General features: G+C 72.4%; 10 protein-coding genes. 6 read left to right on the forward strand and 4 right to left on the reverse strand.

The features are described 5' to 3' along the window. The first annotated feature begins 13 nt into the window (after positions 1–13). From OHA30_RS32040 to OHA30_RS32065, 6 genes are read left to right on the forward strand one after another with little or no spacing between them, the layout of a single operon-like run. Positions 14–1,078 (forward strand): ABC transporter substrate-binding protein, encoded by a 1,065-nt coding sequence (locus tag OHA30_RS32040; protein ID WP_328917358.1) that lies wholly within the window; start codon positions 14–16, stop codon positions 1,076–1,078. Further along, the gene (locus OHA30_RS32045; protein ID WP_328917359.1) at positions 1,075–2,046 is read left to right on the forward strand and encodes an ABC transporter permease; all 972 of its coding nucleotides are present in this window, start codon (positions 1,075–1,077) and stop codon (positions 2,044–2,046) included. The genes OHA30_RS32040 and OHA30_RS32045 overlap by 4 nt, the downstream gene beginning before the upstream one ends. Beyond that, positions 2,022–2,981 carry an ABC transporter ATP-binding protein gene (locus OHA30_RS32050; protein ID WP_328917360.1) on the forward strand — a complete coding sequence of 320 codons (960 nt, stop codon included), beginning with the start codon at positions 2,022–2,024 and terminating at the stop codon, positions 2,979–2,981. The genes OHA30_RS32045 and OHA30_RS32050 overlap by 25 nt, the downstream gene beginning before the upstream one ends. Further along, positions 2,965–4,350 carry an LLM class flavin-dependent oxidoreductase gene (locus tag OHA30_RS32055; RefSeq protein ID WP_328917361.1) on the forward strand — a complete coding sequence of 462 codons (1,386 nt, stop codon included), beginning with the start codon at positions 2,965–2,967 and terminating at the stop codon, positions 4,348–4,350. Before OHA30_RS32050 ends, OHA30_RS32055 begins: the two co-directional genes overlap by 17 nt. After that, positions 4,347–8,381 carry an ABC transporter ATP-binding protein gene (locus OHA30_RS32060; RefSeq protein WP_405784922.1) on the forward strand — a complete coding sequence of 1,345 codons (4,035 nt, stop codon included), beginning with the start codon at positions 4,347–4,349 and terminating at the stop codon, positions 8,379–8,381. Before OHA30_RS32055 ends, OHA30_RS32060 begins: the two co-directional genes overlap by 4 nt. Next, positions 8,378–9,415: an aldo/keto reductase gene (locus OHA30_RS32065; protein WP_328917362.1), complete on the forward strand. Its 1,038-nt coding sequence runs from the start codon at positions 8,378–8,380 to the stop codon at positions 9,413–9,415. Before OHA30_RS32060 ends, OHA30_RS32065 begins: the two co-directional genes overlap by 4 nt. Positions 9,416–9,501: 86 nt before the next feature. On the opposite strand, the gene OHA30_RS32070 is transcribed toward OHA30_RS32065, so the two are convergent. The 4 genes from OHA30_RS32070 to OHA30_RS32085 are packed head-to-tail and all read right to left on the reverse strand — an operon-like array spanning position 9,502 to position 14,480. Next, positions 9,502–10,677: an LLM class flavin-dependent oxidoreductase gene (locus OHA30_RS32070; RefSeq protein WP_328917363.1), complete on the reverse strand. Its 1,176-nt coding sequence runs from the start codon at positions 10,675–10,677 to the stop codon at positions 9,502–9,504. Then, positions 10,674–11,813: an LLM class flavin-dependent oxidoreductase gene (locus OHA30_RS32075; protein ID WP_328917364.1), complete on the reverse strand. Its 1,140-nt coding sequence runs from the start codon at positions 11,811–11,813 to the stop codon at positions 10,674–10,676. The genes OHA30_RS32070 and OHA30_RS32075 overlap by 4 nt, the downstream gene beginning before the upstream one ends. Beyond that, the gene (locus tag OHA30_RS32080) at positions 11,810–13,189 is read right to left on the reverse strand and encodes an NtaA/DmoA family FMN-dependent monooxygenase (RefSeq protein WP_328917365.1); all 1,380 of its coding nucleotides are present in this window, start codon (positions 13,187–13,189) and stop codon (positions 11,810–11,812) included. Before OHA30_RS32080 ends, OHA30_RS32075 begins: the two co-directional genes overlap by 4 nt. Before the next feature lie 19 nt (positions 13,190–13,208). After that, complete coding sequence (locus OHA30_RS32085) at positions 13,209–14,480, reverse strand: LLM class flavin-dependent oxidoreductase (RefSeq protein ID WP_328917366.1); 1,272 nt, start codon at positions 14,478–14,480, stop codon at positions 13,209–13,211. Positions 14,481–14,562 lie beyond the last annotated feature (82 nt).

Genomic DNA, 14,562 nt, shown 5'->3' on the forward strand with positions numbered 1-14,562 from the left:
CCTGGAATTCACCATGGCCACCGGTTCATCGTCCGAACTCCTTCGCCGCAGATCCTTTCTCGCGTTCACCGGAGGCGCCGTACTCTCCCTCGCCGCCTGCGCACGGCACACGGGCACGGGGGCGGACACCGTACCCACGCGAGCGCTTCCCTCGGGTGCGCCGCCGCCCGGTACCAAGCTCGCGATATCCATTCACACCTCGAAACTCCAGCTCGCCGGCTCCGGGCTGGACAGGAAACTGCCCTTCACCGTCTCCAGCTGGCCGAATCTGACCGCAGGACCCGATGTGATCCAGGGATTCCGCGCGCATTCCATCGATCTGGCCAGCAATGCCGGAGTTCCGCCGATCCAGGCGCAGGCCATTGACGTGGGCGCCCGTATCGTGGCCGTGCAGTCGCGCAATCACCCGATCTACAGCTTCGCCACCGCGCCGGGCACTTCCATCACCTCGGCCGACGATTTCCGGGGCAAGAAGATCGCCTTCTCGCAAGGGCAGGCGCAGGGTGTGGTCGTACTGCGGGCGCTGAAGGAGGCCGGGCTGAAGAACTCCGACGTCCAGCTGGTGGCGCTGCCCAGCACCCAGTTCCTGACCGCCCTTCAGTCCCGGCAGGTCGATGTGGCGCCGCTCGGCGAGCCGTCGCTCACCAAGTACCTGAGCCAGTACGGCAAGGACGGCGCGGTCGGGGTGAAGACCGATGTGGTGGACCTGCTGTCCATCCTGTGGGCGCCGATCGAGGTGATCGAGGACGAGGCGAAGGCCGCCGCGATCCGCAGCTTCATCCCGCTGTGGGCCCAGGGCGTGGTGTGGGCGTGGGAGCACTCCGACGAGTGGATCCAGTCGTACTACGTCAAGGACCAGGGCGTCACCGCCGAGGACGGCAAGCGCATCGTGGCCTCGCTGTCGCAGCCGCAGTTCCCGGTCAGCTGGGACAAGGCCATCGCCTGGGAGCAGGAGACCGCCGATCTGATGGCGGAGGGCGGCTTCGTGAAGAAGGTCAAGGCCGAGGAGCTGTTCGACCGCCGCTTCGAGGGGCTGGCCGCGCGGGCCGTGGCGGAGAAGTACCGGGTGGCGTCATGACCGAGGCCCTGTCGGACGTCCGCCCCGGGGAACCGCGGACCGCCGCCAACCCCGCCGACCCTGCCGCCACCTCGCCCGCCACGACCGTACGGTCCTTCGGACGCGCCAAGCCGGTTGCGGCGGCCCCCGCACCCGCCGCCGTACCCGCCGCGGCGCCGTCGGCCCGGCCGCTCGCCCCCGCCCGGGGCACCCGGCGGAGGCTCGGCCCCGGCCGGGCGATCCCCTTCGCGCGGCTGCTCGGCCCGGTGCTGGTCGTCGTGGTCTGGTGGGCGGCCTCCGCACTCCAGTACCTCGACCCGCGCATCCTGTCGGGACCCGGCGCGGTCGCGTCCACCGCGCTCGACCTGATCCGCAGCGGCCGGCTCCAGGACAACGTACTGATCTCCCTGCAACGCGCGGGTCTCGGCCTGCTGTTCGGGGTGGTCGCCGGGGTGGTGCTCGCGGTCGCCGCCGGGCTCAGCCGGGTCGGCGAGTACCTGCTGGACGGCACCCTCCAGGTCAAGCGGGCCATTCCCTCGCTCGCCCTGCTGCCGCTGCTCATCCTGTGGCTGGGCATCGGCGAGCAGATGAAGGTCACCCTCATCGCGCTCGGGGTCGCCGTCACCGTCTACATCAACACCTACGCCTCGCTCACCGGCATCGACAGCAGATATGTGGAGCTGGCCGAGAGCCTGGACCTGAGCCGCTGGCAGTTCATCCGCAAGGTGGTCGCGCCCGGCGCGCTGCCCGGCTTCTTCGTCGGGCTGCGGCTCGGCGTCACCTCGTCCTGGCTCGGCCTGGTCGTGGTCGAGCAGATCAACGCCACCAGGGGCATCGGTTACATGATGTTCCAGGCCCAGCTCTACGCCCAGTCCGATGTGATCATCGTCGGCCTCGTGATCTACGGGATCTTCGGCTTCGCCTCCGACGCGGCGGTGCGGGCGGTCGAAAGGAGGGTGCTGTCATGGCGACGCACACTGGCGGGCTGACCGCCCCACACCCCCGTACGGACGGCCCGCCGGACACGGCGGCCCCGCGAGGTCCCCGTGGCACGGACACCGTGGACGCCGCCGTGCGCACCACCCGGCTGGTCCGCAGCTTCGGCGACCGGGACGTGCTCAAGGAGCTCGATCTGACCATCGGCCGGGGCGAGTTCACCGCCCTGCTGGGCCGCTCGGGCTCGGGCAAGTCCACCCTGCTGAGGGCCGTCGCCCGGCTGGATCACGGTGTGGCGGGCTCCGGCGGACTCACCGTGCCCGAACGGGTGTCGCTGTCCTTCCAGGACTCCCGGCTGCTGCCCTGGATGCGGGTGCTGGACAACGTGGTGCTCGGAGTGCGCGGCCCCGACGCCCGCGCACGCGGCGGCACCGCGCTCGCCGAAGTCGGCCTCGCCGGCCGGGAACGCTCCTGGCCGCACGAGCTGTCCGGCGGCGAGCAGCAGCGCGCCGCGCTGGCCCGCGCCCTGGTCCGCGACCCCGAACTCCTGCTCGCCGACGAGCCGTTCGGCGCGCTCGACGCGCTCACCCGGATCAAGATGCACGACCTGCTGCGGGAGTTGTACGAGCGGCACCGCCCCGCCGTCATGCTGGTCACCCACGACGTCGACGAGGCTGTGGAACTCGCCGACCGGGTACTGGTATTGGAGGACGGCCGGATCGCGGTGGACCTGGCCGTCGATCTGCCGACCCCCAGAAGCCGACGTGATCCCCGGTTCCAGGAGTACCGCGACACGCTGCTCGCCGCGCTCGGCGTGACGGAACCGGACCCGGCCGCCCGCGCGACGGCCGCCGCCGTACCCGCTGACCCGACGGCCCCCGTACCGACCGCTTCCGTACCGTCCGCCGACGTACCGGCCGCCGCCCCCGTATCCGCCGATCCCGCGCGCTCTCACGAGGAGAAGAACCCCCATGACCCGCAGGACTGACCGCAAGCCGCTGCATCTGAACGCGTTCCTGATGTCGGTCGGGCACCACGAGGCCGCCTGGCGGCTGCCGGAGAGCCCCGCCTCGGGCGGCACCGACCTGGAGCACTACAAGAACCTCGCCAGGATCGCGGAGCGCGGCAAGCTGGACTCGCTCTTCCTCGCCGACAGCCCCGTGCTCCAGGGCGACCCCGGCCGGCGGCCGGTCAGCAAGCTGGAACCGACCGTGCTGCTCACCGCGCTGGCCGGGGTGACCAGCCGGATCGGTCTGATCGCGACCGCGTCCACCAGCTACAACGAGCCGTACAACCTGGCCCGGCGGTTCGCCTCCGTCGACCATGTCTCCGGCGGGCGGGCCGGGTGGAACATCGTCACGACCGCGGGCGCCGACGCGGCCCGCAACTTCGGCCTCGACGACACCCCGCTGCACCGCGAACGCTATCTGCGGGCGGCCGAGTTCGTGGACGTGGCCACCAAGCTGTGGGACAGCTGGGCCGACGACGCGATCGTCGCCGACAAGGAGGCCGGGGTGCACGCGCTGGCCGAGCGGGTACGGAAGTTCGGTCACAAGGGCGACTTCTTCCGGGTGGACGGCCCGCTCAACGTCCAGCGCTCGCCGCAGGGTTACCCGCTGCTCGTCCAGGCCGGGTCGAGCGAGGACGGCAAGGACTTCGCCGCGCGCTACGCCGAGGCGGTCTTCACCGCGCAGCAGACCCTGGAGGAGGCCGTCGCCTTCTACAAGGACGTCAAGCAGCGCGTGACCGGCTTCGGCCGCGACCCCGAGGGCATCAAGATCCTGCCCGGCATCGTGCCCGTCATCGGGGACACCGAGGCCGAGGCGCACGCGCTCGACGACGAGCTGAACCGGCTGATCCGCCCCGAGTTCGCCAAGCGGCAGCTCGCCCAGCGGCTCAGGATCGCGCCCGACGACCTCGACCTCGACGCCGAACTGCCCCTGGACATACCCACCGAGGATGAGATCGAGGGCGCCAAGAGCCGCTACACGCTCGTCGTGGAGCTGGCCAGGCGGGAACGGCTGACGGTACGTCAGTTGATCGGCCGGCTCGGCGGCGGACGCGGCCACCGCACCTTCGCGGGCACGGCCGAGCAGGTCGCCGACACCATCGAGCACTGGTACGGCCAGGGCGCGGCGGACGGCTTCAACATCATGCCCGCCGTACTGCCCTCCGGCCTTGAGCTCTTCGTGGACCGGGTCGTCCCGATCCTCCAGGAGCGCGGGCTGTTCCGCACCGAATACACCGGGACGACGCTGCGCGAGCACTACGGTCTGCCGCGCCCGGTCAACCGCCTCTTCGACACCGTGGACACCTCCGTCGGCCACCTCGGCATCGATCTGGCGGGGGTCCGGTGACGGACTGTCCGACGCCACCGGCGGGGACCCTGACGGAGCCCGCCGCCCAGGCGGCACCGCACGCGGCCGGCCAGGACCGCCCGGCCGGCTGGGTGCGGCGGCTCGGCGGCTACTGCCTGCGCCACCGCGAGGACCTGCTGTACGCCTTCGGCGCGGCCGTCGCCGTCGCGATCGCCACCGCCACCCTGCCGCTGGTGCTGCGGCACGTGGTGGACGCGGTCGCCGGCGGCCGCACCGGCTCGCTCACCTCCTGGACGCTGCTGCTGGCCGGGCTCGGCGCCGTACGCTTCGCCGCCGGGTTCACCCGCCGCTACCGCTCCGGACGGCTGTCGCTCGGGGTGCAGTACGACCTGCGCAACGACGCCTTCGCCGCCCTGCTGCGGCTCGGCGGCGCCCAGCAGGACGATCTGCGCACCGGGCAGATCGTCAGCCGTTCCATCTCCGACATCACGCTCATCCAGACGCTGTTGCAGTTTCTGCCCAACATGACCGGAAATGCCCTGATGTTTCTGGTCTCGCTGGTCTTCATGGCGGTGCTCTCCCCACTGCTCACGCTGGTGGCGCTGGTCGTCGGGCCGTTGCTGTGGCTGATCGCGCTGCGCAGCCGCCGCGATCTGTTCCCCGCCAACTGGCACGCCCAGCAGGAGGCCGCGGAGGTGGCCTCGGCCGTCGAGGCCACCGTCACGGGCGTACGGGTGGTCAAGGGCTTCGGCCAGGAGGAACGCGAACTGGCCGGTCTTGAGCGGCGCGCCCGTACGCTCTTCTCCTCCCGGCTGCGGGTGGTCCGCTACACCAGCCGCTACAACCCCGCCCTCCAGGCGGTCCCCGCGCTCGGCCAGGTCGCGGTGCTGGCCTTCGGCGGCTGGCTCGCGCTGCACGGCCGGATCTCGCTGGGCACCTTCCTGGCGTTCACCACGTATCTCGGCTCCTTCGTCACCCCGGTCCGCCAGGTCGCCACCCTGCTCACCGTCTGGCAGCAGGCCAGGGCCGGGACCGAACGCGTCCTGGAGGTCATCGACGAGGCCCCCGTCATCGCCGACGCGCCCGGCGCCCGCGAACTGCCCGACCTGCCGCCGGCCCTGTCCTGGCAGGACGTCACCTTCGGCTACGGCGACGGACGGCCGCTGCTCAGCGGCTTCAGCCTGGACATCGCGGCGGGCGAGACCGTCGCCCTGATCGGGCCGGCCGGGTCGGGCAAGTCCACCGCCGCCGCGCTGCTGCCGCGCTTCTACGACGTGCCGGCCGGCGCCGTGCGCGTCGGCGGCACCGACGTCCGCGACCTCACCCTGGCCTCGCTGCGCTCGCGTATCGGCTACGTCTTCGAGGAGAGCCTGCTGCTCTCCGACACCGTGCGGGCCAACATCGCCTACGGCGACCCCGACGCGAGCGAGGAACGGATCAGGGAGGCGGCCAGGATCGCCCGCGCCGACGAGTTCGTCGAACGGCTGCCGCAGGGCTACGACACGGTCGTCGGCGAGCAGGGCCTGACCCTGTCCGGCGGCCAGCGGCAGCGCGTCGCGCTGGCCCGCGCGCTGCTGGTCGACCCCGCCGTGCTCGTGCTGGACGACGCCACGTCCGCGATCGACGCGCGGGTGGAGTCAGAGATCCACGTGGCGCTGTGGGAGGCCACCCGGCGGCCCACCACGCTGATCGTCGCGCACCGCAGATCCACCCTCGAACTCGCCGACCGGATCGCGCTCCTGGACGGGGGCCGGGTCGTGGACACCGGCACGATGGACGAACTGCGGTCCCGTTCCCCGCTGTTCCGCTCGCTGCTGTCCGCGGTGGACCCGGCAGACCAAGCGGCCCCGGTGAACACCGTAGACCCGGCGCACACAGCAGACCCGGCGCACACAGCGGCCCCGGTGAACACAGCAGACCCGGCGAACACAGCCGATGTCGTGGACGCCACGGACCCGGACTCCGCGCACCCGCCCGCCGGCGTACCCGCCCCCGACGACGACCTCGCCGTGCCCGCCGTCACCGCCCATCTGTGGCGCCGCCCCGACACCCATGTCGCCGCCCGGCAGGAAGGCGCCGCCCTCAAGGCCGCCGAGGCGATCGCCGTCGCCGCGGCCACCGCCGGCCGGGGACGCGGCGGCCCGGGCGCCGGAGTGCTCGGATCGGCCCCGCCCACCCCCGAGTTGATCGCCAAACTGGCCGAACTCCCGCTGCGGGAGGCCGATCCGGGCGTGCCCACCGGGCGGACCAGGGCCGCCGACCCGCACTTCGGACTCGGCGCCCTGCTGCGGCCGTTCCGCGCCGCGCTGCTGCTCGGCCTGCTCCTGGTCGCGCTGGACGCGGTCGCGCAGATCTCCGTGCCGGTGCTGGTCCGCCACGGCGTCGACCAGGGCGTGGCCCATCACGCCCGAGGGGTGCTGCTGGCCGCCGCCGCGGCCGCGGCCGCCGTGGTGGCCACCGACTGGCTGATCGGCGTCGCACAGGTCCGCACCACCGGGCGCACCGGCGAACGGCTGCTCTACACCCTGCGGGTGAAGACCTTCGCGCAACTCCAGCGGCTCGGTCTCGACTACTACGAGCGGGAGCTCGGCGGCCGGATCATGACCCGGATGACCACCGACGTCGACGCCCTGTCCACCTTCCTGCAGACCGGTCTGATCACCGCCGTGGTCAGCCTGCTGACGGTGTTCGGGGTGCTGGTCACCCTGCTGGTGATCGACACCGGGCTGGCCGTGGTGCTGCTCGGGGCGCTGCCGCTGCTGATCGGCGCCACCGCGCTCTTCCGCCGCCACTCGGTGCCCGCCTACCACGAGGCGCGGGAGCGGATCAGCGCCGTCAACGCCTGCCTCCAGGAGAACGTCACCGCCATCCGCGTCACCCAGGCGTTCCGCCGCGAGGACCGCAACGCCCAGGACTTCGCCGCCCTGGCCTGGTCCTTCCGCGACTCACGGCTGCGCGCCCAGCGGTACATGGCGACGTTCTTCCCGTTCGTGGAATTCCTCGGCACGCTGTCCACGGCCGCCGTGCTGGCCGTCGGCGCCGGCCAGGTCCGCTCCGGGCAGCTGACCGCGGGCACGCTGATCGCCTTCCTGCTCTACGTCGATCTGTTCTTCTCGCCGATCCAGCAGCTCTCCCAGGTCTTCGACGGCTATCAGCAGGCCGTCGTCGGCCTCGGCCGACTGCGCACCCTGATGCGCACCCCCGCCGGCACCCCGGCCGCGCCCTCCCCGCGCCCGGTCGGCGCGCTGCGGGGCGAGGTCGAGTTCGACGCGGTGTCCTTCGGCTACGCGGGCGGCGGCGGGCAGGAGGTGCTGCACGGCGTCAGCTTCGCGGTCGCGCCCGGCGAGACCGTGGCCCTGGTCGGCGCGACCGGCGCGGGCAAATCCACCGTGATGAAGCTCATCGCCCGCTTCTACGACCCCACTTCCGGCACGGTCCGGGTGGACGGCCACGACCTGCGCGCCCTCGACCTCGCCGCGTACCGCCGCAGGCTCGGCGTCGTCCCGCAGGAGGCCCATCTGTTCAGCGGCACGGTCCGGGACGCCATCGCCTACGGGCGGCCCGAGGCGACCGACGCCGAGGTGGAGGCCGCCGCCCGGGCGGTCGGCGCCCACGACATGGTCGCCGGCCTCGCGCGGGGCTACCTCCAGCCGGTCGGGGAGCGCGGCCGCAATCTGTCGGCCGGCCAGCGCCAGCTGCTCGCCCTGGCCCGCGCCGAACTCGTCGACCCCGACGTGCTGTTGCTCGACGAGGCCACCGCCTCGCTCGACCTGGCCACCGAGAGCCGGGTGGCCGCCGCCACCGAGGCGCTGACCCGGCGCCGTACCACCCTCGTGGTCGCCCACCGGCTGACCACCGCCGCCCGGGCCGACCGGGTGGTGGTCCTCGACCGGGGGACCGTCGTGGAGAGCGGCACCCACGCCGCGCTGCTCGCGGCGGGGGGACCGTACCGGCGGCTGTGGGACGCCTTCCGGCAGACCGGCGGCGCCGCCACCGTCGACCAGCTCAGCCCGGTCGGGTCCACCGCGGAACCGACCACCGACCACCTTGTGAACGGGAGCGCACGATGACGCAGTACCGCCCCTTCGGACGTACCGGCGTGCAGGTCAGCCCGCTGTGCCTGGGCGCCATGATGTTCGGCCCTCGGGGCAATCCGGACCACGCCGACAGCATCCGGATCATCCACCACGCCCTGGACTCGGGCATCAACTTCGTGGACACCGCGGACGTCTACTCGGCCGGCGAGTCCGAGACCATCGTCGGCAAGGCGCTGGCCGGCGGCCGCCGGGACCATGTGGTGCTCGCCACCAAGTTCCACGGCAGCCTCGGCACCGACCCGAACGAGAAGGGCAACTCCCGCCGCTGGATCGTCAAGGAGGTCGAGAACAGCCTGCGCCGCCTGGGCACCGACTGGATCGACCTCTACCAGGTGCACCGGCCGGAGCCCGACACCGACTTCGACGAGACCCTGGGCGCCCTGACCGACCTGGTACGGCAAGGCAAGATCCGCTACATCGGCACCTCCACCTTCGAGCCGTCGGCGATCGTCGAGGGCCAGTGGATCGCCGAGCGGCGCGGCCGGGAGCGGGTGGTCGCCGAACAGCCGCCGTACTCGCTGCTGGCCCGCGGCATCGAGCGCGAGGTGCTGCCGGTCGCCCAGCGGTACGGCCTCGCGGTGCTGTCCTGGTCCCCGCTGGCCGGGGGCTGGCTCTCCGGGCGCTACCGCAAGGGCGCCGACCAGCCCGCCTCCAGCCGCGCGCAGCGGCAGGCGGCCCGCTTCGACATCGGCTCGCCGGAGAACGCGGCCAAGCTCGCCGCCGCCGACGCGCTCGCCGAACTCGCCGACGAGGCCGGGCTGACGCTGGTGCAGCTCGCGCTCGCCTTCGTCCTCGAACACCCGGTGGTCACCTCGGCGATCATCGGGCCGCGTACGTTTGAGCAGTTGGAGAGCCAGCTCGGCGCCGACAAGATCACGCTGAGCCGTGACGTGCTCGACCGGATCGACGAGATCGTGCCGCCGGGCACCAACCTCTCGGCGCGCGACGCCGGTTACACCCCGGCCGTGCTCACCGAGCCGGGCCTGCGCCGCCGGGGCGGCCGCTGACGCGACGCCGGTCCGGGCGCCGGAAACGCCAACGCGCCGCCCACGAGCCGCTGTTCACGGTTCGCGGGCGGCGCGCGGCCGGCCGGTCAGGCGGCCGGCTGTCCCCAGGCGTCGGCCAGCAACTCGAAGGAACGGACCCTGGAGTCGTGGTCGTGGGTGATCGTGGTGACCAGCAACTCATCGGCCTGCGTGGCCTGTTGCAGCACCCGCAGCCGCTCGGCCACCGCCTGCGCGGTGCCGGTGAACTGGGTACGCACCCGGTCGTCGACCAGCGCCCGCTCCTCGTCCGTCCACTCGTGCGCGGCGGCCTCCTCCGGCGTCGGGAACGGGATCGCGCCCTGCCCGGAGCGGATGCTGTGCACCCACAGGGCGTACGGCGACGCCAGATGCCGGGCGGTCTCCTCGTCCTCGGCCACCACCACATCGGCGGAGACCAGCACATGCGGCCGCTCCAGCGCCTCGGAGGGCACGAACGCCTTGCGGTACGCCTCCACCGCCTCCAGCACGGCCGCCGGACTGACGTGGTAGTTCGCCCCGAACGGCAGCCCCAGCGCGCCCGCGGCCTGCGCGCTCGCCCCCGCGCTGCTGCCCAGGATCCACAGCTGGAGGTCCGCGCCCTCACCGGGCAGCGCGTGCGCCTCCAGGCCCTCCGGGGTGCGGTGGTCACCGCGGATCAGCGCCTGGATCTGGTCCACCTGGTCCCGGTACTCCGGCAGGTCGGCGCCCGGGAACTGCACCAGCTGGATGTAGCGGGTGAGCAGCGGGGAGCCGATCAGCCGGCTGAAGTCGTACGGCGCCGGGATCAGCAGACCCTCCGGGGTCCAGCGGTCCTCGACGTGCTTGGGCGCCGGGCGGGAAACCGCGGGCGCGCCCTTCCCGTCCTTCGCGCCCGGCTGGCGGAAGCCGGAGCGGCCGAGCCCGAGGTCGATCCGGCCGGGGAAGAGGGCGTCGAGCAGCCCGAACTCCTCGACCACCGACAGCGGGGTGCGGTGCCCGAGCTGCACCGCGCCGGCCCCCACCCGTATCCGCTCGGTGGCCGACGCGACGAGCTGGATCAGCAGCGCGGGCGAGATCCCGGCCACGCCGGTGGCCAGATGGTGTTCGGCCGACCAGTATCTGGCGTATCCGGCGGCCTCCGCGCGCTGCGCGAGATCCACCGTGTTGCGCAGCGCCTGCGCCGGGGTGGAGCCCGAGCTGATCGGGGACAGATCGAGTACGGACAGCGGTACGGCCGGGGTTTCGGGCTGTGCGGGAACGCTCATGCGGCGCCGCCTTCCTGGTTCGTGGTGTGCGCGGCGCCGTTCCGCGCCTCGACGAGGTCGGTCGCGGCCTCGGTCGGGCTGAGCGCGGTCGGCCCCCAGGCGAACGGCGGGTCCGGGATCTCCTTGCGGAGCACCGGCGCGATGTCGGACTGGAAGAGCTCCAGCGTGCTGCGGTGCTGGGCGTCGGTCAGTCCGCTGGCGTCGGCGTGCAGATGCAGCACGGAGTGGCCGAACTGCTCGTGGTAGCGGTGCACCTTCTCGATGACCTGCTGCGGACTGCCGATCAGCGCGGAGCTGCGCTCGACGAAGTCCTCCAGGGTCGGGAAGACCGGCTCGGCGCCCAGCTTCTTCTGGAAGGCGAGATGGCCCTCGAAGACCGGCCGGTAGGCGGCGATCGCCTCCTGCGAGGTGCGGGCCGCGTAGTAGCCCGCCGAGCCCGCGCCGACCGTGGCCAGCGCCGGGTCGTGGCCGTACGCCTCCCACTGCTGCCGGTAGTAGCGGATCAGCTCGGCGTAGGGCTCGATCGGGTTGGTGACGTTCGCCGAGAACAGCGGGTCGCCGTACCGGGCGGCCAGGTCCACCGACTCACGGCTGGTGGCGCTGCCGTGCCAGACCCGGATCGGCTGCTGGAGGGGGCGCGGCCACACCTCGGCCTCGTCGAGCGAGGGGCGGAAGCGCGGCTGCGCGGTGACCTTGTCCTGCCGCCAGACCTGCCGGAACAGCTCGTAGCTCTCCGCGTTGCGGTCCCACTGGTCCTCGGTGGAGACATGGAAGAGCTCGCGCTGCGCCGAGCCGTTGCCCTTGCCGATGATCAGCTCCAGGCGGCCCTCGGCGAGATGGTCGAGAGTGGCGTAGTCCTCGAAGGCGCGCACCGGGTCGAGCAGGCTCAGCGTGGTCACCGCGGTGAACAGCCGGATCCGCGAGGTGAGCGCGGCGATGTGGCTGAGCACCACCGGCGGCGAGGAGGAGATGAACGGGCGCTCGTGCCGCTCGCCGACGCCGAAGCCGTCGAATCCCAGCTCCTCGGCGAGCAGCGCGTTGTCGATGACCTCGCGGAAGCGGTCGCCGGTCGACTTCTTGACCCCGGTCACCGGGTCGGGCGCGTGCACGATCAGGGTGATGGAGAGGAACTTCACGAGGCGGCCTCCTGGCTCTCGGCGTCGGACAGCTCGGGTGTGCGCAGGCCCAGGTGGTCGCGGAGAGTGCTGCCCTCGTAGTCGTGCCGGAAGACTCCGCGCTCCTGGAGCAGGGGGACGACGGTGTCGGCGAAGGCGTCGAGGCCGCCGGGCGTGATGTGCGGGACGAGGATGAAACCGTCGCTCGCGTCGGCCTGCACGAAGTCGTTGATCGTCGCGGCGACCGTGGCGGGCGAGCCGATGAAGTTCTGACGGTTGGTCGTGGTGATGATCAGATCGCGGATCGACAGGTTCTGGGCCTCCGCCAGCTCCCGCCACTCGCGCGCGACGGTCAGCGGATCACGGACCATCCGTACGCTGGCCCGGCCGCGGGCCACGGTGTGCTCACCGGGGTCCGGGTCGATCTCGGGCAGCGGCCCCTCGGGGTCGTACGCCGACAGGTCGCGGTTCCACACCTGTTCCAGCAGCTTGATCGCGGTCTGACCGCTGACCTGGGCGCGGCGCACCTCGCGGGCCTTGTCCTGGGCCTCGGCGTCGGTGTCGCCGAGCACGAAGGTGGCCGCGGGCAGGATCAGCAGCTCGTCGCGGGAACGGCCGTACTTCGCCAGCCGGCCCTTGACGTCGGAGTAGAACGCCTGTCCGGCATCCAGGGTGGCGTGCCGGCTGAAGATCGCGTCGGCGGAGGCGGCGGCGAACTCCCGGCCGTCACCGGAGTCGCCGGCCTGGAAGATCACCGGACGGCCCTGCGGGCTGCGCGGCACATTGAACCGGCCGGCGATGTCGAAGTGCTCGTCCTTGTGACGGAACGTTCCTGCTTCGGAGTCGGCCAGGAAGCGGCCCGACTCCTTGTCGGCGACGATCTCGTCACCGCGCCAGGAGTCGAACAGCTCCCCGGTGGTCTCCAGGAACCGCTGGGCGCGCGAGTAGCGGTCGCCCTGCGCGAGGAAGCCGCCGCGCCGGAAGTTCTCGCCGGTGAAGGCGTCCCAGGAGGTGACGACGTTCCAGGCCGCGCGTCCGGCCGACAGGTGGTCGAGACTGGCGAACTGCCGGGCCACCTCGTAGGGCTCGTTGAAGGTCGAGTTGATCGTGCCGGTCAGGCCGATCCGCTCGGTGACGGCCGCGAGCGCGGCGAGCACGGTGAAGGTGTCGGGGCGGCCGACCACGTCCAAATCGTAGATCTCCCCGCCCTGTTCGCGCAGGCGCAGGCCCTCGGCGAGGAAGAGGAAGTCGAACTTGGCGCGCTCGGCGGTCCGGGCGAAGTGGGCGAAGGAGCTGAACTCGATGTGGCTGCCGGCCTCGGGGTCACTCCACACGGTGGTGTTGTTGACGCCGGGGAAGTGGGCCGCGAGATGGATCTGCTTGACGGGCTTGCTCATGGCGTTCCGGTCCTTCGGGTCAGACGCCCGCGGGGGCATAGCGGTTGGCGGGCCGGGAGAGCCCGAGCAGGCCGCGCAGGGTGTCGGCCTCGTAGGAGCGGCGGAAGGCGCCGCGCGCCTGGAGCTCCGGCACCAGACCGCGGGTGATCCCCCGCAGGTCGTGGTCGGCGTCGGCCGGGCGCAGCCGGAAACCGGTCAGCCCGCCCTGCCGCAACTCCAGCAGCAGATCCGCCAGTTCGGCGGGGGTGCCGGCGAAGATCAGCGCGTCGCTGGTCCAGGGGGCGTCGAGCAGCGCGTCCAGCCGCTCCCGGCGGGCCCGCGCGGTCTCCCGGTCCTCGTCCAGGAAGACCACCAGGTCGCCGAAGACATGCACGGTCTCCCCGGCCCGGCCCGCGCTCTCCTGCTCGGCGCGGATCTCCGCGACGATCTCGGCGGCCTGCGCGGTGTCCTTCGGGGTCACGAAGCCGATGTCCGCCGAGCGCGCCACCAGCCGGTACGGCACGGTCGCGTGCGCCAGCGCGGTCACCAGCGGCTGGCCCTGCGGCGGGCGGGGCGTGATCGAGGGGCCCTTGACGCTGAAGTGCCGTCCCTCGAAGTCGATGTAGTGCAGCTTGTCGCGGTCCACGAACCGGCCGGTCGCCACATCACGGATCTCCGCGTCGTCCTCCCAGCTGTCCCACAGCCGGCGGACCACCTCGACATAGTCGGCGGCCTCGTCGAACAGCTCCCCGATCAGCTCCTGCACCTGCGGCGTGTTGAAGTCCTCGACCACCGGAAGCGGCGGCAGCACCCGGCGGCCGAAGTGCGCGGCCGTGTGCGGCTGCGCCGCGACCTGCACCCGCAGCCCGGCCCGGCCGGTGCTCACATAGTCCAGCGTGGCGATCGCCTTGGAGAGGTGGAAGGGCTCGGTGTGCGTGGCGATCAGCGTCGGGACCAGACCGATCCGGTGGGTCAGCGGCGCCACCCGGGCCGCGACGAGCACGGCGTCGAGCCGGCCGCGCACCTGGTCGGTGCGCTCGTCGGGCGTGAACGGGCTGTCGGACTGCAGGGCGAGGGAGTCCTCGAAGGTGACGAAGTCGAGCAGCCCGCGCTCGGCTTCGAGCACGGCGTCGGCCCAGTAGGCGGCGTCGAACAGCTCACGGGGGCGGGCCCCTGGCTCCCGCCAGGCGGCGGGGTGCCAGCCGGCGTCCTGGAGCGCGACGGCCAGGTGCAGCGGGGAGGTCTCGGAGGAAGCAGCGGTCTCGGAGGTGTCAGAAGTCGCCGGAGAAGGGGACGACGGGTTTGCGGACATGCGAAGGGGTGCCTTTCTCGATCAACCGGAGGCGAACGCGACCGCGCCGGCACATACGCATGCGGGCGTACGGCGGCATGGA

Origin of the sequence: Streptomyces sp. NBC_00223 (genome assembly GCF_036199905.1) — a bacterium.
Taxonomy (GTDB): Bacteria; Actinomycetota; Actinomycetes; order Streptomycetales; family Streptomycetaceae; genus Actinacidiphila.